Below are 22,329 nucleotides of genomic sequence, written 5' to 3' on the forward strand. Positions count from 1 at the left end.
TATTTCCATTAGCTGTAAGTAAGACGTTGAGCTTTTCCAAAACCAGAAAAGCTCAACGGTGTTTTTTACGAATTTTTCTCAATCAGGCAGGTTGGAGCTCGGTGATCACCTCCCCGGCCTCCATCCGCACCAACTGATCCGCCACATCGAAATACCGGTCATCATGAGAAATCACGATGATGGTCTTGCCCAGGCGCTTGAGGTCCGGCAGCAGCTCGGTGTAGAAAATCCGCCGGAAGGTCGGGTCCTGGTCGGCGGCCCATTCGTCGAACACCAGCACAGGGCGTTCTTCCAGCCACGCATTGACCAGCGCCAGGCGCTTGCGCTGGCCGGTGGACAGGTCGGTGGTGGTGAAGGCGCCGTCGCGCACGCTGACCTTGTGGGCGATCTCCAGGCGTTGCAGGTATTTATTGGCGTCGTCCGGGATATGGGTGTCGCCCTGCACGATGTCGTCGAACAGGTAGTAATCGGCAAAAATCGTAGTGAACAACTGGCGATAGTCGTCGCGGGTCACGGCCGTCACCACGTGGTCGTTGAGGCGGATTTCGCCCTGCTGCGGCGCGTACAGGCCCAACAGCAGCTTGATCAGGGTGGTTTTGCCGCAGCCGTTTTCACCGACGATGAACACAATGTCACCCTGGTCGATCTTCAGGTTCACCGGCCCCAGGCGGAACGGCGTGGCGCCTTCCACCGCCGGGAAACTGTAGGACACATTGCTCAGTTCAAGGCTCTGCACTGGCGTTGTTCCGTTGCCCTGGTCGCTGAGCAACAAATGCGGTTCGGGGGAGGAAAACTGTTCCGACAGTTCGGCAATGCGTCGGAAGGCAATCTGCGCGCGGCTGACAATCGGCAGCGTGCCGATCAGATGTTCCAGCGGCCCCTTCATGTACAGCAGCACCAGCACGAAGCCGCTCATCACTGCTTTATCGGCGCTCGGCCACAGCGATTGCAGGGCCAGGGCCAGGCCGATCACCACGAAAAACAACATCGAGCCAAAGGTCTTGGCGATCACAAAGGTATTTACCGAGCGGATCTGTGTGTCGCAGATTTTGTCGGCGGTGTGCTCGATGCCCGAGACGAACATGCGATGCCGGCGCGGGCGATGGATGCGCAGCTCCTTGGCACCTGCGGCGATGGCGTTGTAGTGCTTTTGCAGCTCGTCTTCGGCGTCGCGGGCCTGCATGAACCCTTTGATCCCGCGGCCCCGCGCGATGTACTGGACCACGGTGCCGATCACAATCGCCACGACCATCATCAGAAACATCGGCCACGACAGCATTGCCAGATACCCCATGCAGCCAAGGGTGACCGTGAAAGAAATGGCCAGCGGGGCAAAGGCGAAGGCGAAGTCGCTGATGGTGTCGACGTCGTGGGTCAGTACCGGGATCAGGCGATGGCTGCGGTAGCGTTCGATCTGCTCGATAGGGGCCGAGAGGACTTTTTCGCCCAGCTCCTTGCGCAGCTTGGCGATGATCTTCTGGCCGACGTAGTTGGTGCCGATGTCGGAACAGATGGAGCTGACCAGGGCCAGCAGGCATAACCCGGCGAACACGCCCACCACGGTGTGGCTCAGCCCGCCTTCGGCGTGCAGCACTTGGTTGATGGTCGCCAGCAGCACGGTCACGCTCAGGCCTCCGACCATGCCCAGCAGGATGGCGCCGATGACAATCAGCCGGAAGGGTTTGAGCAGGGTGAACAATTCATTGATCACCCCGCGTTTTGGTTGGCTCATGGAGGTTTCCCTGCTAGATGAAAAGAGCGAAGGCCATCGCGGGGCATTCACCGCATGGGCTGGAGGACGGCGGCACGCCGGTTTGGGGCCCGCCCACCTGTAGAACGATTGGATGGGAGGGGAATTTAGCGATGCTCCGGATGAGCAAAATACCTGTGGCGAGGGAGCAAGCTCCCTCGCCACAGTTGTGTTCGCAGCCCTGGTATTGGCTGTGTTCATGGAATCCAGGATTAAAAAGGCCGGCGCCCAACAAAGCCGGTCTTTTTTGAATCCTCTTCACGAATGATAAGTAAAATCATTCCGGTTTTGGCAGGTGCTGCGTCTTACTTAGGTATGTGGACAAATCGGGTCGGGCAGGACGCTCAGGCACCGGGTTTGTTCAGCAAAGATTTCGCCGTCGTCCAGCCGGATGACCGTGCCCGGGGAGGGGCCGGTCGGCCCCGCACTGACACATTACCCAGGGGCAATCGACCGTGCGGGTTCTCTCGTGCTGGCGAGCGGCGGGCCCTTCGGCCCCATGGACTTTTACTTCTACCAATAATAGAGAGCACGATGTCATCCATTCATGAGTTGAAACCTCTGTTCAAGGCACTCGTCATGTCCCGCGGCCTGCGTTCGCGCCGGGTGTTGACCGGTCTGGGGCTGGTCTGCCTGCTGCCACTCAGCGCTCAGGTGATGGCTGAAGACGTCAGCATCGACATTCCTGCGCAATCGCTGCCCCAGGCACTGCAAGCGTTCGGTCAGCAGACCAACCAACAAGTGATCTACAACGCTGGCGATATGGCCGGGCTGAAAAGCAACCGTGTCAGCGGCAAGATGAGCCCGCAGGCGGCCCTCACCGAATTGCTCAAGGGCACCGGCGTGCGCTACAGCATTGAGGGCAATACCCTGATGCTGCTGCGCGGTTCTGCCACTGGGTCCCTTGAGCTGGGCGCGACCACCGTCAAAGCACAGGAGCTGGCGGCGACGACCGAAGGCAGCAAGTCATACACCAGTAACGCCGTGACCATCGGCAAGGGCACCCATACCATCAAGGAAATTCCTCAGTCGGTCACCGTAATGACACGCAAGCAGATGGATGACCAGAACCTGGTCAACCTCAAGGACGCCGTCAACCAGACTACCGGCATCGTCGGCCTGCAGGGCGTTGGCCAAGGCATGATCCTGTCGTCACGCGGGTTCCAGATCGACGACTGGCAGTACGACGGTGTGCCGATCCCGCGTAACACCTATTCGCTGGGCAACTGGGCGACTCAGGACCTGATCTTCTTCGATCGCCTGGAAATCATGCGCGGCGCCTCCGGCCTGCTGCAAGGCACGGGCAGCCCCGGTGGTGCCGTCAACTTAGTGCGCAAGCGTGGCCAGAACGCACCGACCGTGACCCTGACCGGCAAGGCCGGCTCCTGGGATCACTACGGTCTGCAACTGGACGCCGGCGGCCCGCTGAACCAGGCCGGCAACATCCGCGGTCGCATCGTCGTCGACGAAGACCAGAGCAATTCATTCGTCGACCATGCGTGGAGCAAGACCCATTCGCTATACGGCGCGCTGGACGTCGACCTGAGCGAAGACACCACCCTGGGTTTCGCGGTCAGCCAATCCAACGGCGAATCGCGGGGCAACATTCGCGGCCTGCCACGCTACGCCGATGGCAGGATGCCGGACGTGTCGCGCTCGACCTACACGGGGGCGCGCTGGAACCGCTCCGAAATCGACGTCACCACCCTCTACGCCGATCTGGAGCACCGCTTCAATGAGGACTGGGCGTTCAAGGTCGGCGCGGTGCACATGAGCGAAGACAACCAGGCGAAAAACCAGCGCGTCCAAAGGGGTGGTGGTCTCCTGCCTGATGGCAGCGGCGTGCAATATGCCGACTTCCTGACCGATTTCCAGTCCACGAAGGTCGGTCTCGACATGAACCTGACCGGCAAGTTCGAAGCCTTGTCGATGGAGCAGGAAGTCATGCTGGGCGGCAACTATTCCCAGCTGGAAACCGATGACCGCTACGCCCGTACATTCAACAACACCAGCGACTCCATCTTCGACATTGACAATGACCGTCCGGACATCAGCTACGACAGTTTGATCGCCGCGGGCGGCCAAGGCACCCTCAGCAAATACGATATCCGCCAGAAGGGCGTGTACGGTACCTGGCGCGTCAAGCCGGTGGACGATCTGACGCTGGTGCTGGGTTCCCGGGTCAGCTGGTATGACTACAGCTACAAGTCGAAAACCGAAAACTCAGCCGGTATCACAGGCAACGCGCCAAGCACCGGAACTGAAACCGGAGTGGTCACGCCCTACGCGGGCATCATCTATGACCTGAGCCGCGAATGGGCCGTGTATGCCAGTTATACCGACGTGTTCCAGCCGCAGACCAATCGCGATGCCAACGGTTCGGTGCTCAAGCCGATAGTCGGCACCAACTACGAAGTCGGCCTCAAAGGCGAATTGATGGACGGTCGGGTCAATACCTCCCTGGCAATCTTCCGCTACGACCATGAGAACCGTGCCATCAACGACGGTGGTTCGGGGTGTGGCGGCTCGGGTTGCTCGGTAGCCTCGGGCAAAGTGCGCAGCCAGGGTATCGACGCCGAAATCAGTGGTGAAGTGATAGACAACCTGCAGCTGTTCGCGGGTTACACCTACAACACCACCAAGTACCTGGAGGACCCGGACAATGAAGGGAGTATTTTCAGCACCTGGACGCCGAAACACATGCTGCGCGTGTGGGGCAACTACCAGTTCACCGGCGACTGGAGCCGTGTCAGCACCGGCTTGGGCTTCACCACCCAGAGCCACACGATGGTTTACGACTACGATCGTGAAGTCCCGGGTTACACCGTATGGAACGCCCGCGTCGGCTACCAACTGACGCCGGAAATCGCCTTGGCGGTCAACGCCAACAACCTGTTCGACAAGACGTACATTACGTCCGCCTACAACCAGATCAATGGCAACAACAACTTCGGTGATCCACGCAACCTGATGTTCAGCGTGACGTACAAACCGCAGTTCTGATCCTCGCGAGAGTGAAATAGACCTGCTTTGTGGGTAATGCTGTTCACTTAAGGAAACGGCGCTTTTCGAGACGGGAAAGCACCGTTTTCTTTGCCAAGGTTCCCACTGCGCAATGCCTGCGTTCGGCCAGCGTGGTTAACGGGGCGCCGAGATTAACGTCCGACGCGAGGCGGCCTTATAGCCGACCTGTTCTTGCGGGGGGACTCAATCCAATTGTGGGAGCGGGCTTGCTCGCGAAAGCGGCGGGTCAGTTTGCGAGGAGGTTGGATGTGCCTGCGTCATCGCGAGCAAGCTTTGCTCCCACAGAAGGATTCCGGGTGCACACGGATATTGTGTCTGCTGAAGATCCAATGTGGGAGCGAGCCTGCTCGCGAAGGCGGGGTTAAAGTCGTTGAAGATGGTGGATGTGCCGGCCTCATCGCGAGCAAGCCTTGCTCCCACAGGGGCGCCTACATATCCCGCGCCACCCGAAAACCAATCCAGTCACCGCGATTGCCCGGCACCAGCGCGTTGCGGTTGCCGGAGCGGGAGAACACCGGTGCCTCGCCCCAGTCGTTGCCGCGGATACGCTTGAACTCGCATTTGCCGGTCAGCCAGGCGCTGCCGTCACTCGGGGCGCCGACGTAGTTTTCGTTATAGCAATCGGCCGTCCACTCGTAGACGTTACCGTGCATGTCGTACACGCCGAAGGCGTTGGGCGCGAAGCTGCCGGCCGGGGCGGTGAAGTTGTAGCCGTCGGCCGCGCCATAGGTGTTGGCGTGTTGGGCGATGCTGTATTCCTTGCCCTCGTCGAACGGGAAGGGGAACGGCCCGTTGGTGCCGCCGCGTGCGGCGTACTCGCGCAAAGACTCGCTGACCAGGCGGTATGGCTTGCCGGTTTTTTTCGACAACCAGGCCACGTAAGCGTTGGCCTCTTCGAAATTCATGCACACCGCTGGATGCCGGTCGGTGTATTGCTTGCGCGGGTCACTGCCCTGGTAGTCCGGGATGCCGGCCTTGCACGCGCGACCGGGACGTTTATCGCCGTCGGGCATCGAGTACCCGGTGTCGCGCAGGTAGGCGAACCATTCGCCCTTCAAGACCTGGAAGCGGCTGATCGCCAGCGGTTTGGCGAAGGTCACCGGGTGCATCGGACCTTCGTCGGGCTCGCGTCCCACTTCATCTTCCGGGGTGCCCATCTGAAAGGTGCCTGTGGGCAGCACGACCATTTCCGGGCAGTCCTTGCAGTCGCGAAAGACCTGGCCCGGTTGCGACGCCTGGGCGCCAGAGGGCAGCAGGGCGGCGAGGGCCAGTGTCGGGAATAGCTTCAACGGAAAACTGTTCATCCATCTCTCTCGATAAAGTCAGGTTCAGAGTGTCTTGCCCAGCAAGCCCATGAAGCGATCGATCTCGGCTTCGGTGTTGAGCAGGCTCGGCGCGGTTCGAATGACAGGCCCGGCATCGCGATGCACGGCGTCGGCGATCACCCGGTTTTGCATCAGGTAGGCGGCGATCTCATCGCTCTTGCGACCCTTGACCCGGAAGAAGGTGAAACCGGCCGACACGTCCGGACTAATGGGCGTGACCAGCTCGATTTGCGGCAGCGCCAGCAGCTGTTTTTTCAGGTAGGTATTGAGCGCGTGAATGCGCGCCTGCACCTCGGCCTTACCCAGTTGCAAGTGCAGCTTGAACGCTTCGTCTGCCGCCCAGCGATGTTCGAAGGCGTGGTAGCCGCCGGGCGTCATGGTGGTGGAAAACGCCGTGGCTTCGGAGAAGGTCGGGATGATCGGCGTGACGTACTTGAGCTCTTCACTGCGGCTGCACACCAGGCCGGTGCCCCGCGGGCCGAACATCCATTTGTGGGTGCCGGCGATGAAAAAGTCGCAATTCATCGCCGGGAAGCTCAGGTCTTCAACACCGAAGCCGTGCACGCCGTCTACCACGTAGACGATGCGCTGCTCATCGCTGCGGCCCTGGTTGTGCTTGTCCACCAGCGCGCCGATCTTGTCGATCGGCAGCTTCACGCCGCTGCCCGAATGCACCCAGGTCATGCCCAGTACGCGGGTTTGCGGGCGGATGTTGCGGTCAATGGCGCTCAGGATTTCCTCGTGGCTGGCGTTGTGGGCGTTCTCGAACAGTTTGATCTTGCGCACCCGGGTGCCGTCCCGTTGGCTGCGCAAATCAAGGATGGTATGGGTGGCGTAATGTTCGTGGGCGGTGGTGAGAATTTCCTGGTCGGCCCGCACATGGACGCCGCCGTAGATCATCGCCAGGCCTTCGGTGGTGCTGCCGGTGAGGGCGATCTGCGCAGGGTTTGCTTGCAGGTAGCGGCCGGCCCAGAGGCGCACGTTTTCCTCGCGCTTTTCAGTGACGCCCAGGTCCCAGTCCATCAGCAGGCCGGGGTTTTTATCCAGGGCGGCCCGGTGTTTTTCAATGGCGTCATGCACCGGGCGAGGGTGGGTGGTAATCAGGAAATTGGAGAAGTGCAGGTAGTCCGGATCCTGATTGAACAGCGAGCGCAACTGCGCCCATTTGTCCCGGGGCAATGGCGGCAGGGGATCGGCAATGGCCGGGGCGGGAAGATGGGTGGCCAGCGGCAGGCCGGCGGCGAGGATCCCGGCTTGCTTGAGAAAGGTACGGCGCTCATTCATGGCTGGGCGGCCTTGTGGTTCGATGCCACCGGTCGGGCCGACTTCTGGACCTGCTCCCAGACTCGCAAGAAGTTACCGCCCCATAGCTTGGCAATGTCGGCTTCGGAATAGCCGCGGGTCAGCAACTCGGCGGTGACGTTGCGGATATCGCCCACGTCTTCCCAGCCCTTGACGCCGCCGCCTTCGTTGAAGTCCGAGCTGATGCCGACATGGTCGATGCCGATCTTGCGCACGGTGTAATCGATGGCGTCGCCCAGGTCCTTGAGGCTGGCCTTGGGTTCCTCCTCCAGAATGCCGTAGAGCTGGCCGGCGTATTCACCGAATTTCTGTTCCGGCCACGCGGCGATGATCGGATCGCCCGGCATCAGCGCCATGGCCAGGTTGGGCAACGGTGGCAGGTCGAAACGTTGGCGCAGGTCGTTGAGTTTGTCCTGGGTCTTTTGCGTCAGCGGGCGCAGGTATTGGGAGAAACCGACGATCTGCACCACGCCGCCACTGGCCTTGATCAGCTGCATTTCCTTGTCGCTGAGGTTGCGCGGGATATCCACCATCGCCCGAGGCGCGGAATGCGAGGCCACCAAGGGCGTGCGGCTCAGTTGCGCAACTTGCTCCAGGGCCTGGGTCGACATCTGCGACACGTCGATGATCACGCCCAGGTCGTTCAGGCGCGTCACCGCTTGCTTGCCAATCTCCGACAGGCCGCCGAGGGCATCGGGTGAGTCGTTGAAGAACGGCAGTGGGCGGGAGGAGTCGGCCCAGTCGTTGTTGCCGATGTAACTGAAGCCGAACATACGCATGCCGCGCGCCGTCCACAGGTCCAGCAGGCTCAGGTCATGGCCCAGGGGATAGGCGTTGAGCATGCTGATGAAAATCGCGAACTTGCCTTCGCCATGCAGGCGACGCATATCATCCGGGGTATAGGCGATGGCCACCTGGTTGGGAAAGTCGCGGACCATGCCGGTGATGATCTTGAAGCGCACTTCCTGCTGGTTGCGCGCTTCCTCGACGAAGCCGGCGGTGGGTTTGTGCGGCGCGTTGGGGCCGTTCCACAGCTCCGGCCAGCCGAAGATCGTCAGCGCCGCGCCGGACAGGTGTCCGCGATTGGCTTTCACCAGGTCGAACTGGCCGCTACCGTCCTTGTCCGCTTCGTTGCCGGCGGTGCCGAAATCCAGCGGCACGCTGATATGGCTGTCGAAGGACAGCAGGCGTTCGTGCAACTCCCTGGCTTCTTTCATTACCTTGACCGGGTAGCCGGGGTTGTCTCGCCACCAATGGTCCCAGGCCGCGAGGCCGCCACCGACCACCAGTGCAAGGGCCAGGGGCACGCCGATGAAAAGAGCTTTTTTCGAACGTGGTGTTGTCATTGCCGATCTCAGTCAGGTTCGCTGCGGGGGGCTTTGCTATCTGGGGAGAACGAGTGATCGGCGGGGAAATTTAGCTGAGCCTGATGGCCCCATCGCGAGCAAGCTTTGCTCCCACAGGTGACCGTGTTGAATTGCGGTGACTGTGTTGAATTGCACTGTGGGAGCAAAGCTTGCTCGCGAGGCGACCGTGCAGCCGACCAGGCTCTAACGAATGTACCCAGTTCCAATGTGGGAGCGGGCTTGCTCGCGAAGGCGACCGTGCAGTTGACCCGTCTCTGCCGAATGTACCCGGAACCATTGTGGGAGCGAGCCTGCTCGCGATGAGGCCCTCACAGCGCCTATAAATTTGTCAGCCCCCCCATCGTTCTAGCTTGGATAACGCCCACCCCAGGGCCGAACACAGGTAAGGCAATGACGATTTCTCGACGATGGTTCTTGGCGGGCCTGGCGCTGACCGGTGCCGCCGTGCCTGCGGTGTATTACGGGCATCGCGAACTGACCCGGCCGGACCCCACCGTCACCCCCGGCGAGGCCTCGTTCGATGTGGCGGATGTGGAGGGGCAGCGCCGGGCGGATACGCTGCGGGGGATCTGGACCATTCGTTTCACCGGGCGCGATGCCGGTCTCGATGGCTTGCCCCAGGACGATCTGCAAGTGTTCCTCGACATCGGCCACAAGGGCCGTGGCCTGGTGGGTTTCCTCGATACCGCCGAACGCCTGCGTGCGGGGGATGAACCTCGTTATCGGGTGTTGGGGGATTTGGCCGGCACCGACCCGAGGCAACTGAGCTGGCGACTGATCGGTGTCTTGCATGGGGCACCGGACTACGAATTCATCATGACCCTGGACGAGGTCTGGGCCGGCTTCGGCAATGCCGGCACCGCGACCCTCAGCGGTCGCGTGTTGCGCCTGGATCGCCCGCTGGCGCTGCCGGAACTCGACCATCAGTTCATCGCCCGCAAGCTGCCGTTCCCCGAAGCCCGGGAACGCACACCGCTGATCCCGCCGTTGTTGGCCTGGCTGGTGTCGCCGGAGCATCGGCTGTTCCATCAGCTCTGGCACGCCTCGCGGGACAAATGGCACAGCCTGGACGAAGACAAGCGCAACGCCCTGCGTGGCATCGGCTGGCAGCCTGGCCCGCGGGACCATGAACGTGACGCTCGCGGCAAGCGCAAGGATCGCAACGGCTCGGGCGTGGACTTCTTTTTCATGCACCGGCACATGCTCGGCACGGCCCGTTCGTTCCAGCCGCTGCCGTCGTGGCCGCGCTTCCCGTTGCCGCAACCGGAGCTGGAGCGTGATCGCCTGGGCTTTGCCCGGTATTTCGATAACCACGATGGCACGGCGTTGCCGCCCACCTGGCTGGCCAGCGGCGACGAGCAGTACGCCCAATGGGTGAGTGACATCAAGACTGCCGAGACCTATCACAGCAACTTCCAGGTCTGGGAGTCGCGCTACCGCGACCCGCGCTACCTGTCGAAACTGACCCTCGGCCAGTTTGGTTCGGAAGTGGAACTGGGCCTGCATGACTGGCTGCACATGCGCTGGGCTTCGGTGCCTCGCGATCCTTCCAACGGCCACCCGGTGCCCTTCGCCCGCGACCCGGCCGATTTCGCCAAGCGCTGGTACGAACCGGAAAATGACTTTTTGGGCGACCCGTTTTCCTCCCATGTGAACCCGGTGTTCTGGGCCTTCCACGGCTGGATCGACGACCGCCTCGAAGACTGGTTCCGGGCCCACGAACGTTTCCATCCGGGAGAAGTGGGCCGCCTGGAAGTCAACGGCGTGCCCTGGTTCGCCCCCGGCCGCTGGGTAGAAATCGCCGACCCCTGGCTGGGCCCGGTTACCCACGGCTGCAGCACCACACCGGGGCTACAGGCCGGACGCTCGGTGGAGATGGACCCGGAAACCATGAAGCTGGCGCTGCGCATCACCTTCGGCAGCGATGACAAAAAACTCTCCGAGCTGTTTCGCCGCGTGCCGCAACGGCCGTGGTATGCGCGAAATCTTAAATCCAAGCCGGTTTAACTCTTCCTGCCTGGATGGGCACCATTGTGGCGAGAGTTTTATTTGTGGGAGCAAGGCTTGCCCGCGATGAAGGCACCTCGGTCCCTGAAACCGTGTCGTCTGTATCGCGGGCAAGCCTTGCTCCCACAGGGGATAAGTTTCCCTCTCCATCATTTGTCACTTGGCTTGAAGGGAGGGGAACACTTGGCGCGGCACAGCGATGTCCAGCGCACGGTTCGCCAGCAGCTCACTCAGCTCGACCATCTGCTGGATTCCCAGGGCAAAACTCCGGCGCGCGCCGTCCAGATCAAAGGCCAGTTCGTTGGCCATGATATTGGCCGAAGCGAGGGTTTCGCTGAGGTTGGCCAGCAGGCATTCCAGGTCCGCACTCTCTGCAACGGTGAACAACTGGCCCGGTGGTGGAGTGGGTTTTTCAGGCTTGGGGTCGAGGTAGTAGGAGAGGGCGCGGTCGGCGGCTTCGTTGAGTTTTTTGGCATCGTCTTCGGGGGGAATGGGGGTGATCTTGAACATGGTGCAACTCCTAGTATTCATTTTCAGGAGCCGACACCCTCGCTACCAAACGATTGGGTGGCGGCCGTACGCGGGTTGGTAGACCGGAGCACTAGGAACCCGGCGCGCCCGAAGACGCCCTGCGCACGGCCACCATGAAACAGACGCCGAGACAGCATCTGTAGGAGGTGGCGCTTGCGCCTAGTTGACTCGCGGGCTACCAAACCCGATCGCTGAAATCAGCGACCAGGGAACAGTAAAAGTCATGAGCCAAGCGCACAAGCCGGCGGATTCTGGCGCAGTTGTAGGCAATGACGCAAGGCAACGTAGCCTAGCTCGAACGTCCTACATGGCCGGATAAACGAACCACAGCCGAACACCGTTTATGGCTAGAAGATTGATCTGTGGGAGCAAGGCTTGCCCGCGATGCAGGCACCTCGGTCCCCCTGAAACCGTGTCGCCTGCATCGCGGGCAAGCCTTGCTCCCACAGGGATAACCCTGGCCACACTGTATGACTGGGTTTGAGGACGCGGGCGTGGCCTACATCACCCGCCAACCCCCACCCAACGCCTTGTACAACGCCACGCTCGCCTGCACCCGCGCCAATCGCAATTGCACGTTCATGTCCTGGGCGGCGTACAGCGTGCGTTGGGTTTCCAGCACGGTGAGCAGGTCTTCGGCGCCGGCCTGATAACGGCTCTGGGCGATGTCGAATGCGCTCTGGGCGTGGTGAAGTTCTTCGCTTTGCCACTGCCGCTGTTGGTCGAGCCCATGGATGCCGTTCAGGGCTTTTTCGACGTCGGCGAAGCCGTTGATGATGGCGGCGCGGTAGAGCTCCAGCAGTTCCTGCTGGCGCGCGGTGGCTCGGTCGCGTTCGGCGCTCAGGCGGCCGTTGTTGAAGATCGGCGCGGCCAGACCTGCCGTGAGGTTGTAGACGTTGTTGCGCAGCAACTGGTCGGCAATGTCGGCGCCGGTCGCCAGGCTCAGGCCCAGGGTCATGGAGGGCAGCATGGCCGCGCGGGCTACGCTGATGTCGGCCTGGGCGGCGGCGAGGCGGGCTTCGGCGGCGGCGATGTCGGGGCGGCGACTGAGCAGGTCGCTGGGCAGCCCGGCGTTGATGGCGGGCCAGTGCAAACGGTCGAAACTTTCATCGTCGAGTGTGACCGACTGCACCGGTTGCCCCAGCAGCGCCGCCAGGGTGATCAGGGCTTCCTGGGCTTGCTGCTGCACTTGAGGCAATCTGCGCTGTTGGGCCGCCACCAGGCTTTTTTGCTGGGACAACTCCAGGGCTGTAGCACTGCCGGCGTCGTAGCGGGTTTGTACCAGATCGAGCACGCTCTGGGCGTTGGTCAGGTTCAGCTCGGCGATGCGTTGCTGTTCGCGCAGGGACAGCGCCTGGGTGTAGCTGTTGGCGACAGCGCTGAGCAGGGTCAGCTCCACGGTCGCCCGGTCGAACTCACTGGCCGACAGACTGCTCAGTGCGCTGTCCCGGGCCGCCCGTTTGCCGCCCCAGAAATCCAGCTCATAGCTGGCGCTGAGGTGGGCATCGTAATAGTCGATGGTGCGATTGTCCCGATTGACGTCCAGTTGGCTGTAACCCTTGCCGCGCAACAATTCCTGGCGAGTGCCATTGAGCCCGGCCGTGATCTGTGGCAGCAGCGGAGCGCCGGCGATTACCGCGCCGGCCCGGGCCTGGCGTACCCGGGCCATGGCAGCGGCCAGGTCGTGGCTGTCCAGGCGCGCTTGTTCGATCAAGCGGTTCAATTGCGCACTGCCAAATTGCGTCCACCATTGCTGGTTATCGGTTCGAGCAGTGGCGGTGTCGAAACTCTGCCAGGCCGGTGGCGGCTGGATGCCGCTGTCCGGTGCCGGCGCGGGGGTGCCGCAGGCGGCCAGCAACAGGCCGGCGGCCAGGAGGGTCAGGTGCGCTTTCATAGATTGACGTTCATTCACTGGTGAGGGCCGCGACCGGGTCGAGGCGAGCCGCCTTGCGGGCCGGCATGAAACCGAAGACAACGCCGGTGACCAGGGCGCAGCCGAAGGCGCCGAACACCGCCAGCCATTCAAAGGCCACGGCGATCTTGCCCAGCAGCAACGCACCGCCCACCAGCAGGGCCAGGCCGATGCCGGCCAGCCCGCCGACCACGGAGAGCATCACCGCTTCGGTGAGGAACTGGCGCAGGATGTCCCGCTGGCGAGCGCCGGTGGCCATGCGGATGCCGATCTCGCGAGTCCGCTCGCGCACGGTCATGAGCATGATGTTCATCACGCCGATGCCACCCACCAGCAGCGAAATCGCGGCAATGGCACCGAGCATCAGCGACAGTGTGCCCTGGGTGCGCGCCTCGGCCTGAATCATCGCGGCGTTGTTGGTCAGTTCGAAATCCTGCTTGCCGTCGTGCAGGCGCAACAGCGTCCGCGAGACGGCTTGCTCGGCCTGCTTGACCTTGCCGGCGTCCTTGGCAGCGATCACCACGTACTCGGGATGCCGCGTGCCGAACAGCCGCACGCTGGCGGCGGAGTAGGGCACGGCGATGCGGTTGTCGGCGTCCGAATCCCCGGAGCTGGCACCTTTCTCGGCCAGCACACCGACCACTTGGAACGGCACGTTCTCGATCAGGATGTAGCGACCAATGGGGTCGGCGACATCCTTGAGCAGTTTCTGCCGGACCCTGTGGCCGATCACCGCCACTGCCGCCGCGCTGCGTTCATCGGCCTCGCTGAAGTAGCTGCCCTGGGCCACCGGCCAATTGAAGATGGTCGGGAAGTTCGTGTCGTTGCCACCCACGTAGCTGGTGTGGTCGAGGTTGCCGAAGCGCACGCTGGCGTCGGCGCCGTTGACCGGCATGATGCGCTGCACCTCGGGCAGGGCGGCGAGGGCGGTCAGGTCGTGTTCGCTGATGATGCCCTTGGCGGCGCGCGGGGTGGGCGCGGTACCGTTGAGGTAGATGATGTTCGAGCCGAAGGCGCCCATCTGGGCCATGACCTGGCGCTTGCTGCCTTCGCCCACCGCCAGCATCACCACCACCGAGGCCACGCCGATGACAATGCCCAGCAGCGTCAGGGCGGTGCGGAAGCGATTGATCCACATCACCCGCCACGCCGCTTGCACGGCGTCGAACAGTTCGCCTTTCCAGGCGCCGTTGTGTTCGCTGCCGGCGCTCAGGCGCTGGCGCAGGTCCACGGCTTGCAGCGCCTTAGGGTTGGCTGGCACGTCGTGCGGCAAAGAGCCGGCGCTGTCGCTGATGATCAGCCCGTCGCGAATCTCAATAATGCGTTTGGCTCGCGCCGCCACCTCGCGATCGTGGGTGATCAGGATCACCACATGACCCTGGCTCGCCAGTTCGTCGAGCAGCGCCATGACCTCGATGCCGCTCTGACTGTCGAGGGCGCCGGTGGGTTCGTCGGCGAGGATGATGTGGCCGCCGTTCATCAAGGCCCGGGCAATTGACACCCGTTGCTGCTGGCCGCCGGACAGTTGATGAGGGCGGTTGCCGGTGCGGCTGGCCAGACCCAGGCGTTCAAGCAGGGCGCTGGCGCGGGCGTGGCGCTCGGCGGCCGAGGTACCGGCGTAGATGGCCGGCATTTCGACGTTCTCCTGGGCGGTGCCGGAGGGGATCAGGTGATAGCCCTGGAATACAAACCCGAACGCTTCGCGCCGCAGCCAGGCCAGTTCATCACTGCCCAGGCGAGCGACGTCTTCGCCGGCAAACCGGTATTCGCCGCTGGTGGGGCGATCAAGGCAGCCGAGGATGTTCATCAGCGTCGATTTTCCGGAGCCGGACGCCCCGACAATCGCCAGGAATTCCCCTGCGTGAATGGACAAGTCGATGCCGCGCAGCACCTCCACCCGCGGGCTGTCGCCACCGCCGTAGGCCTTGCGAATGTCCCGCAGTTCGATCAGGGGCGTGTCCATTCAACCTCCGCTGCCGACGGCCGGGCCGATCAGCACCCGGTCGCCTTCGCGCAGGCCGTCGAGAATTTCGGTACGCAGCCGATCGCTGACGCCGGTGCGAACAGTGCGCGGCTGGACCTCGCCATTGTCGGCCACCACTTGCACTTGCCCGGCGTTGGCCTGCAACGCGGCGGTGGGAACGGTCAGCACATCGCGTGCCTGGGCGGCCACAAAAAACACCTGGGCGGTCATTTCGGTCATCAGGGCGCGGTCGGCGTTGTCCACATCCAGCAACACGGTGTAGAGCACCACCCGTTCACTGCCACTGCGCCCGCCGGTGAGGCTGCCGCCCTGGCTCGCTTCCAGCGGGCGCGGCGGCACCGGCAGGATCTGGCGCACGGTGCTGCTCCAGCGACGGGCCCCGCCGGCCAGAGTGGTGAAATACGCGGTCATGCCCGGCTTGACGTGGCCGATGTCCGCTTCCGAAACTTCAGCCCAGACGGTCATTGGTGACAGGCGGGCGATGCGCAGGATCAACGGAGTCTGCTGCTGGGCGTTGAGGGTCTGGCCTTCCCGGGCGCCAACGGCGACTACGGTGCCGCTCATGGGCGCGAAAATGCGCGTGTAGCCCAACTCGGCCTCGTCGCTGCGCAGGTTGGCCTGGGCCTGGCGGATCTGGGCCTGGAACATGTCGATGCGCGCCTGGGTCGCCCGCACCTCGGCCCGGGCGGTCTGTACGTCTTCCTCGCGGGTGGCGCCGCCGGCCTTGAGTTGCTGCTGGCGGCGGAATTTCTGCTGTGCCAGGTCGTGCTGGGCTCGTTGTTCCTGGAGCTGGGCCTTGAGGTTTTCAATGGAGAAGCGTCCGGCGTCCAGCTTGGCCTTCTGCGTGGAAGGATCGATCTCAACCAGCAATTGGCCTTCGCGAACTTCGTCGCCGGCTTCTACATGAATCTTGCGGATCTGCCCGGACGCCTGGGCGCCGACGTCCACGTAACGCCGCGGTTGCAGGGTGCCCAGGGCGGTGACGCTGTTTTCGATGTCGCCACGGGTGACGAGGGCGGTGGCCAGGGGGGCGCGGTGCGGCGCGACGGCTTGCCAGGCGGCGAAGGCCACGGCTGGGAGCAGGGCGAAGGTTAAAAGCCAGGCGCGTCGGGTAGGGCGGGGACGTTTCATGCAGGGTTCCGGCCGGTGGTGTCGGGCCCGTTCCATGAGGGGCAGGGACGGGAGGCTGTTCTGGTAGACGAGCGTGCCGAGCGGGAATTTACTGGTGTGAACCACTTGTAGGCGCTGTCGAGCGAAGCGAGGCTGCGATCTTTTCCCGGACACTTGAGCCTCAAGCGAAAGATCAAAAGATCGCAGCCTCGCTTCGCTCGACAGCTCCTACAGAGCCAGCGGGAGCAAGCTCCCTCGCCACAAAAGCAATACCTGGTGCCAGTAGAAATAAACGAATCAGCCTTAATACAAACCAAGGCTTTAAATCTATATGAGAATTACTATAAATTACGCAATGAAATCTGCCACTATCGTGCCATTGCCGATTTCAGGCACGCCGATCTGGCACAGGGATAGCTGTCGCAGCCATTGCGCAGGGGAGTCATGTTGGAAAACTACTATCGCGAGCTGGTGTGTTTCCTGAACGCCAGGCTAGGCAACCGCCAGGCGGCCGAGGATGTAGTGCATGACGCCTATGTGCGGGTGCTTGAGCGCGCCAGTGACACGCCCATCGAGCAGCCCCGGGCATTCTTGTACCGCACCGCGCTGAACCTGGTGATCGACGGGCATCGGCGCAATACCCTGCGCCAGGTCGAATCCCTGGAGGTGCTGGACAGCGAAGAGCGTTTCTTCACGCCATCGCCCCATGCCAGCCTTGACCACGGTGAGCGCCTGGACATGCTCCAGCGCGCCCTGGCCGAATTGCCACCGCTGTGCCGTGAGAGTTTCCTGCTGCGCAAGCTTGAAGGCCTGTCCCACCCGCAAATCGCCGAACGCCTGGGCATTTCCCGGGCGCTGGTGGAAAAGCACATCGTCAACGCCATGAAGCATTGCCGCATTCGCGTGCGGCAGTGGGACGCGCATTAATTCGCCCACGCCGGTCGCATCACGGTAAATTTTTTTTCACTGTCCTCGTTCCTCTCAACAGACGACTTGCCGGCTTGCCAAAGATCGGTCGGGTCACCCAGGCTTTTCGCGCCCTGTTGAGGGCCTCTCCAGAGGACACTGGACATGACACAGGCAATTGCTTCGCCCAACGTTCACGACTTGATCGGTATCGGCTTCGGCCCCTCGAACCTGGCGCTGGCCATCGCGCTGCAGGAACGGGGCCCGGTTCAGGGCGAACTGGATGTGTTGTTTCTCGACAAGCAGGCCGACTACCGCTGGCATGGCAATACCCTGGTGACCCAGAGCGAGTTGCAAATTTCCTTCCTCAAGGATCTGGTGACCCTGCGCAATCCCACCAGCCCTTATTCGTTCGTCAATTACCTCAAGCATCACGGCCGCCTGGTGGACTTCATCAACCTAGGCACGTTCTACCCGTGCCGCATGGAGTACAACGACTACCTGCGCTGGGTGGCCGGGCAGTTCGCCGAGCAGAGCCGCTACGGCGAAGAAGTGCTGCGCATCGAGCCGGTAGTGCACAACCAGCAGGTCGAAGCCCTGCGGGTGATTTCCCGTGACAACCAGGGCGAAGAGTTCCTGCGCACCACCCGTTCGGTGGTGGTCAGTGCTGGCGGTACGCCGCGCATCCCCGAAGCGTTCACTGCCTTCAAGGATGACACACGGGTGTTCCACCATTCCCAGTACCTGGAGCGCATGGCGACCCAGTCGTGCGTGAGCGGCCAGCCGATGAACATCGCTATCATCGGTGGCGGGCAGAGCGCCGCGGAGGCTTTCATCGACCTCAACGACAGCTTCCCTTCGGTGCAGGTCGACATGATCCTGCGCGGCTCGGCCCTCAAGCCAGCCGACGACAGCCCTTTCGTCAACGAAGTGTTTTCGCCGGAGTTCACCGACCTGGTGTTCCAGCAACCCCACAGCGAGCGCGAGCGCTTGGTGAACGAATACCACAACACCAACTATTCGGTGGTGGACATCGACCTGATCGAACGCATCTACGGGATTTTCTATCGTCAGAAAGTCTCGGGCGTGGCCCGCCATGCCTTCCGTACCCTCACCACGGTGGAGAAAGCCACGGCCACCGATGCCGGCGTGGAGCTGGCGGTGCGCAACAACGCCACCGGTGAGCTGACCGTACGCCGTTATGACGCGGTGGTGCTGGCCACCGGTTACGAACGGCAGATGCACCGCACATTGTTGGCGCCACTCGAGCAATACCTGGGGGATTTCGAGGTAGACCGCAACTACAAGTTGATCACCGACGAGCGCTGCAAAGCCGCGATCTACATGCAGGGCTTCTGCCAGGCCAGCCATGGCCTGAGCGATACCTTGCTGTCGATCCTGCCGGTGCGCGCCGATGAGATCGCCGGCTCGCTGTATGAGCACAGCAAGCATCGCGGACAGAGCCGTTCGGTGCGCGACCTGAAGCTGGCCACGGCGTAACCCCAGCCTGTAGGAGCTGTCGAGCGAAGCGAGGCTGCGATCTTTTCTTGAGCGGACAGATCGCAGCCTCGCTTCGCTCGACAGCTCCTACAGCTATCGGCAATCTCGCCAGGAAATTCTTCAGAAACTTCCTACACTCACCTCACGCGTCCTGTCTTTCAGGCAGGCGCGTTGACGGTTCGCTGTTCCCTCGCTTTGGCAGTCTGAACCCATCAGCCGGTCTCCCTGACTTGACGTGAAGTCGGTGGCGTTCCGGACCGACTACGCCAAACGAAACAACCTGATCCAAATGACGCTGTTTTTACGCACAGGCCTGGTGGCGCTGTTGCTGGGCTTATCAAGTGTGGCGCCACCGGTTGGCGCGGCCCCCGAGTCGTTGCAAATACTCGGGCGCTCTAGTGTGAACGACTATTCGGTGTCTCTGGGGGAGGCCGACTGGAACTGGCTACGTCGAAAGGGAACGTTGCTACTGGGCGCCTCGGCGCCGGACTACGCGCCTTTCGGTATCACCGGCAATGGCAGCGACTATGAAGGCATCACCGCCGACTATGCCCAGTTGCTGGGGCAGTTGTTGCACGTCGAGGTGCGGGTGCAGCGATACGCGTCACGGGAGGCGTCGCTCCAGGCGCTGCGCAGCGGTGAGATCGACATGCTCGGCACGGCCAACGGCTTCGAAGCCAGCGACCCGCAGTTGGCGATGTCCCAGGCCTATGCCGATGACCTGCCCACCCTGGTGGCCCGCGTCGCCGATAGCCAGGACTTGCCCCCCGACCTGGCGGGCATGCGGGTGGCGATGCTGTATCACTATTTACCCACGGACACGGTCAAGGCGTTTTATCCGGATGCGGCCTTGCAGTTGTACCCCTCGACCTTGAGTGCTATCGGCGCCGTGGCATTTGGGCAAGCCGATGTTTACCTGGGAGATTCAATCAGCTCCAATTACCTGATCAGCAGGAACTACCTGAACAACGTCCAACTGGCTGATTTCTCCCGCCTGGAAGTGCAGCCGTTCGCCTTTGCGGTCAGCCGTGGGAATGCCCGCCTGCTGCGCATTATCAACGCTGCGCTGCAAACCATTCCCGCCAGTGAACGCATGAGCATCCTGCGGCGCTGGAGCGCGGGCGGCGCAAGCATGCCCGGTCAGCAGCCCCTGCATTTCAGCGTCAAGGAACAGCGTTGGCTGGATGCCCATCCGCGGATCGCGGTGGCCATCAACCAGAACTTCCCGCCACTCACGTTTTTTGATGAACAAGGGCATTTGCGCGGTATCAGCGCTGATGTGCTGGCCAGGATCAGCCTGCGCACCGGCCTGAAGTTCGATATCCAGCGGGGGCACTCGCTTCATGATGTGATCGAGCGCGTCACGACCGGTCGGGCCGACGTACTGGCCGCCGCTCCACCCAGCACCGAGCTTGAGGGGATGTTGCGCTTTACCCGCCCGTACCTGAGCAATCCATTCGTGCTGGTGGCGCCCTCCAAGGGCAAGGTACCGTTGACGTTGGACCAGATGGAGGGCAAACGCCTGGCCCTGATCCGTGGCAACGTGCTGCGTGAGTACCTGCTGGAGCAATTTCCCCGGGTGCACCTGGTGCCGGCTGAAAATGCGGCGGGCGCGATGTCCATGGTCGCCGCCGGCACGGTGGACGGCGCGATCAATTCGCTGATCAGCGCCCGTTATATGATTTCCCGCCAGTACCGCGGCAAACTGCAAATCACCAGTACCGTGGGGACTTTGCCGGCGCGCGTGGCCCTGGCGACTCACCGTGATGCGCCGGAGCTGCATTCGATCCTGGACAAGGCACTGCTGAGCATTTCTCCCGAAGAAATGGACGAGCTGACCAATCGTTGGCGCAGTGAAGTGGTGATCGACGACAGTTACTGGCTGCGCAACCGCACTACTATCGTCCAGGGGTTCGCCATCGCCGCGCTGCTGTTGCTGCTGGCATTGGGGTGGGTCGTGTACCTGCGGCGTTTGCTGGAACAGCTGCGCGTGGCCAAGCAAAGCGCCGATGATGCCAATCGGGCCAAGACCACTTTTTTGGCAACCATGAGCCATGAAATCCGGACACCCATGAACGCGGTGATCGGCATGCTGGAACTGGCCCTGAAGAAAGCCGACCAGGGTGTCATGGACCGGGTCGCCATCGAAGTCGCTTCGGGCGCTGCTCGCGGCCTGCTGGATTTGATCGGTGACATCCTCGACATCGCCCGCATCGAGTCAGGGAGGCTGTCGCTGGCGCCGGAGCGGGCCAACCTGCGGGAACTGATCGAGTCGCTGGCGCGGATTTTTGAAGGCCTTGCCCGACAGAAGCACTTGCACCTGCAGTTGGAACTGGATGCCGCCATCAATCGTGATGTATTGATCGATCCGTTGCGCTTTAAGCAGATCGTGTCGAACCTGCTGAGCAACGCCATCAAGTTCACCGAGAAGGGGCAGGTACGTTTGAGTGTGCGAGCCGAACCAGACGGTGACGCTGAGCATCTGGACATTCGCCTGCGCGTTGAAGACACCGGCTGCGGCATTTCGACTGAGGATCAGCGCCGCTTGTTCAGCCCCTTTACCCAGGCCAGCAATAACACCCAGCCGGCCCGTAGCGGGTCCGGGTTGGGGCTGGTGATCAGCCGCACGCTCTGCGAAATGATGGGGGGCACCCTGACGTTGAGCAGCGTGCCAGGTAAGGGTACGCAGATTGAAATCCTGCTGAGCCTGCCCATGCTCGATGCCTTGGCTCAAACCCCGTCGTCTGAGAGCGAGGCGCTGGTGCCCGTGCGGGCGCTGAACATTCTGGTAGTGGACGACTATCCGGCCAACCGCCTGCTGCTGGCCCAGCAATTGAGCTATCTGGGACATCGCGTCCGGGACGCCGAGGACGGTGTCCAGGGGTTGCGCGTCTGGCGTGCCGAACCATTCGATGTCGTCATCACCGACTGCAACATGCCGGTGATGAGCGGCTACGAACTGGCCCGCGCCATTCGCGACGAAGAGCGGGCCGAAGGCTTGTCGCCGGGGGTGATCCTGGGCTTCACGGCCAATGCCCAGCCCGAGGAAAAGGTCCGCTGTGTCGAGGCTGGAATGGACGATTGCCTGTTCAAGCCCATCAGCCTCAAGGAGCTGAATGCGCACCTGGCTTCGGTCACGCAGGATTGCGTTGCAGTGCCCGATGAACTGGCGCCTGCGCCGGCCACCGACGACATCGACTTGAGCAGCCTTGAACAATTGAGCGCAGGTGACACTGCCTCAATCAAAAAACTGCTGGGGGAACTGGTCAACAGCAATGTCGAAGACCAGGCGAAATTGATGCGTCTGTTCACCCGGCACGACCTGCCCGGGCTGGCGGACCTGGCGCACCGGGTCAAGGGCGGCGCGCTGATCATCAGGGCCCCAGGCCTGATTGCCGCCTGCGAAGCCCTGGAAAGTGCCTGTCGTGGGGGCGACCGGTCGTTGCTCGCCGCCGCCGTGAATGACATGCGCCAAGCCATGGAACACCTGACTGAACGACTGGAGGCTTATGTGGCGGGGGAGCTTGCTCCCGCTGGGCCGCGAAGGGGGCCTATCGGGTCTTCTCATGGATAAGCGAGCCGCGTAGTCATCCCGAAGCTACATGCGAAGT

Annotated in this window: 13 protein-coding genes; 5 read left to right on the forward strand and 8 right to left on the reverse strand. The window is 62.4% G+C overall.

Annotated elements, in window-relative coordinates:
- Positions 1-82: 82 nt before the first annotated feature.
- Entirely contained in the window at positions 83-1,732 is a 1,650-nt protein-coding gene (locus MA884_RS22170; RefSeq protein WP_256232520.1) for a cyclic peptide export ABC transporter, read from the reverse strand.
- A gap of 552 nt (positions 1,733-2,284) precedes the next feature.
- On the opposite strand from MA884_RS22170, the gene MA884_RS22175 reads away from it, so the two are divergent.
- A complete protein-coding gene (locus MA884_RS22175; protein ID WP_256232521.1) occupies positions 2,285-4,753 on the forward strand; it encodes a TonB-dependent receptor in 2,469 nt (822 codons plus the stop codon).
- 449 nt (positions 4,754-5,202) lie between these two features.
- On the opposite strand, the gene MA884_RS22180 is transcribed toward MA884_RS22175, so the two are convergent.
- Genes MA884_RS22180 through pvdM form a run of 3 tightly spaced genes read right to left on the reverse strand, consistent with a single transcriptional unit; the run spans position 5,203 to position 8,747 of the window.
- Positions 5,203-6,078 carry a formylglycine-generating enzyme family protein gene (locus MA884_RS22180; protein WP_256232522.1) on the reverse strand — a complete coding sequence of 292 codons (876 nt, stop codon included), beginning with the start codon at positions 6,076-6,078 and terminating at the stop codon, positions 5,203-5,205.
- A gap of 24 nt (positions 6,079-6,102) precedes the next feature.
- Complete coding sequence (locus tag MA884_RS22185; RefSeq protein ID WP_256232523.1) at positions 6,103-7,383, reverse strand: aminotransferase class V-fold PLP-dependent enzyme; 1,281 nt, start codon at positions 7,381-7,383, stop codon at positions 6,103-6,105.
- Positions 7,380-8,747, reverse strand: a complete 1,368-nt coding sequence (gene pvdM, locus MA884_RS22190; RefSeq protein WP_256232524.1) for a pyoverdine-tailoring dipeptidase-like protein PvdM — start codon at positions 8,745-8,747, stop codon at positions 7,380-7,382. Before pvdM ends, MA884_RS22185 begins: the two co-directional genes overlap by 4 nt.
- Before the next feature lie 411 nt (positions 8,748-9,158).
- Here pvdM and MA884_RS22195 point away from each other — a divergent pair, with 411 nt between their 5' ends.
- Positions 9,159-10,775: a PvdJ/PvdD/PvdP-like protein gene (locus tag MA884_RS22195; RefSeq protein WP_256232525.1), complete on the forward strand. Its 1,617-nt coding sequence runs from the start codon at positions 9,159-9,161 to the stop codon at positions 10,773-10,775.
- A gap of 156 nt (positions 10,776-10,931) precedes the next feature.
- On the opposite strand, the gene MA884_RS22200 is transcribed toward MA884_RS22195, so the two are convergent.
- The 4 genes from MA884_RS22200 to MA884_RS22215 all read right to left on the reverse strand — a co-directional run bounded on the left by MA884_RS22200 (position 10,932) and on the right by MA884_RS22215 (position 16,333).
- Positions 10,932-11,285 (reverse strand): DUF6124 family protein, encoded by a 354-nt coding sequence (locus tag MA884_RS22200; RefSeq protein WP_256232526.1) that lies wholly within the window; start codon positions 11,283-11,285, stop codon positions 10,932-10,934.
- Between the two features lie 520 nt (positions 11,286-11,805).
- Positions 11,806-13,200 carry an efflux transporter outer membrane subunit gene (locus MA884_RS22205; protein ID WP_256232527.1) on the reverse strand — a complete coding sequence of 465 codons (1,395 nt, stop codon included), beginning with the start codon at positions 13,198-13,200 and terminating at the stop codon, positions 11,806-11,808.
- A gap of 10 nt (positions 13,201-13,210) precedes the next feature.
- Complete coding sequence (locus tag MA884_RS22210) at positions 13,211-15,181, reverse strand: MacB family efflux pump subunit (protein ID WP_256232528.1); 1,971 nt, start codon at positions 15,179-15,181, stop codon at positions 13,211-13,213.
- Positions 15,182-16,333 (reverse strand): efflux RND transporter periplasmic adaptor subunit, encoded by a 1,152-nt coding sequence (locus MA884_RS22215; RefSeq protein WP_256232529.1) that lies wholly within the window; start codon positions 16,331-16,333, stop codon positions 15,182-15,184.
- 423 nt (positions 16,334-16,756) lie between these two features.
- Here MA884_RS22215 and MA884_RS22220 point away from each other — a divergent pair, with 423 nt between their 5' ends.
- The 3 genes from MA884_RS22220 (at position 16,757) to MA884_RS22230 (ending at position 22,292) form a co-directional block, all read left to right on the forward strand.
- On the forward strand, positions 16,757-17,239 hold the full coding sequence (locus MA884_RS22220; protein ID WP_305519384.1) for a sigma-70 family RNA polymerase sigma factor: 483 nt from the start codon (positions 16,757-16,759) through the stop codon (positions 17,237-17,239).
- A gap of 144 nt (positions 17,240-17,383) precedes the next feature.
- The gene (locus tag MA884_RS22225; RefSeq protein ID WP_256232530.1) at positions 17,384-18,718 is read left to right on the forward strand and encodes a lysine N(6)-hydroxylase/L-ornithine N(5)-oxygenase family protein; all 1,335 of its coding nucleotides are present in this window, start codon (positions 17,384-17,386) and stop codon (positions 18,716-18,718) included.
- 289 nt (positions 18,719-19,007) lie between these two features.
- Complete coding sequence (locus tag MA884_RS22230; protein ID WP_256232557.1) at positions 19,008-22,292, forward strand: transporter substrate-binding domain-containing protein; 3,285 nt, start codon at positions 19,008-19,010, stop codon at positions 22,290-22,292.
- The last annotated feature ends 37 nt before the right edge of the window (positions 22,293-22,329 follow it).

It is taken from the genome of Pseudomonas sp. Q11, assembly GCF_024494355.1.
GTDB lineage: Bacteria > Pseudomonadota > Gammaproteobacteria > Pseudomonadales > Pseudomonadaceae > Aquipseudomonas > Aquipseudomonas hefeiensis.

Coding starts and splice junctions, on each gene's coding strand:
- MA884_RS22170 (WP_256232520.1), bottom strand. CDS start 1,732: ATGAGCCAACCAAAACGCGGGGTGATCAATGAATTGTTCACCCTGCTC.
- MA884_RS22175 (WP_256232521.1), top strand. CDS start 2,285: ATGTCATCCATTCATGAGTTGAAACCTCTGTTCAAGGCACTCGTCATG.
- MA884_RS22180 (WP_256232522.1), bottom strand. CDS start 6,078: ATGAACAGTTTTCCGTTGAAGCTATTCCCGACACTGGCCCTCGCCGCC.
- MA884_RS22185 (WP_256232523.1), bottom strand. CDS start 7,383: ATGAATGAGCGCCGTACCTTTCTCAAGCAAGCCGGGATCCTCGCCGCC.
- pvdM (WP_256232524.1), bottom strand. CDS start 8,747: ATGACAACACCACGTTCGAAAAAAGCTCTTTTCATCGGCGTGCCCCTG.
- MA884_RS22195 (WP_256232525.1), top strand. CDS start 9,159: ATGACGATTTCTCGACGATGGTTCTTGGCGGGCCTGGCGCTGACCGGT.
- MA884_RS22200 (WP_256232526.1), bottom strand. CDS start 11,285: ATGTTCAAGATCACCCCCATTCCCCCCGAAGACGATGCCAAAAAACTC.
- MA884_RS22205 (WP_256232527.1), bottom strand. CDS start 13,200: ATGAAAGCGCACCTGACCCTCCTGGCCGCCGGCCTGTTGCTGGCCGCC.
- MA884_RS22210 (WP_256232528.1), bottom strand. CDS start 15,181: ATGGACACGCCCCTGATCGAACTGCGGGACATTCGCAAGGCCTACGGC.
- MA884_RS22215 (WP_256232529.1), bottom strand. CDS start 16,333: ATGAAACGTCCCCGCCCTACCCGACGCGCCTGGCTTTTAACCTTCGCC.
- MA884_RS22220 (WP_305519384.1), top strand. CDS start 16,757: ATGTTGGAAAACTACTATCGCGAGCTGGTGTGTTTCCTGAACGCCAGG.
- MA884_RS22225 (WP_256232530.1), top strand. CDS start 17,384: ATGACACAGGCAATTGCTTCGCCCAACGTTCACGACTTGATCGGTATC.
- MA884_RS22230 (WP_256232557.1), top strand. CDS start 19,008: ATGACGCTGTTTTTACGCACAGGCCTGGTGGCGCTGTTGCTGGGCTTA.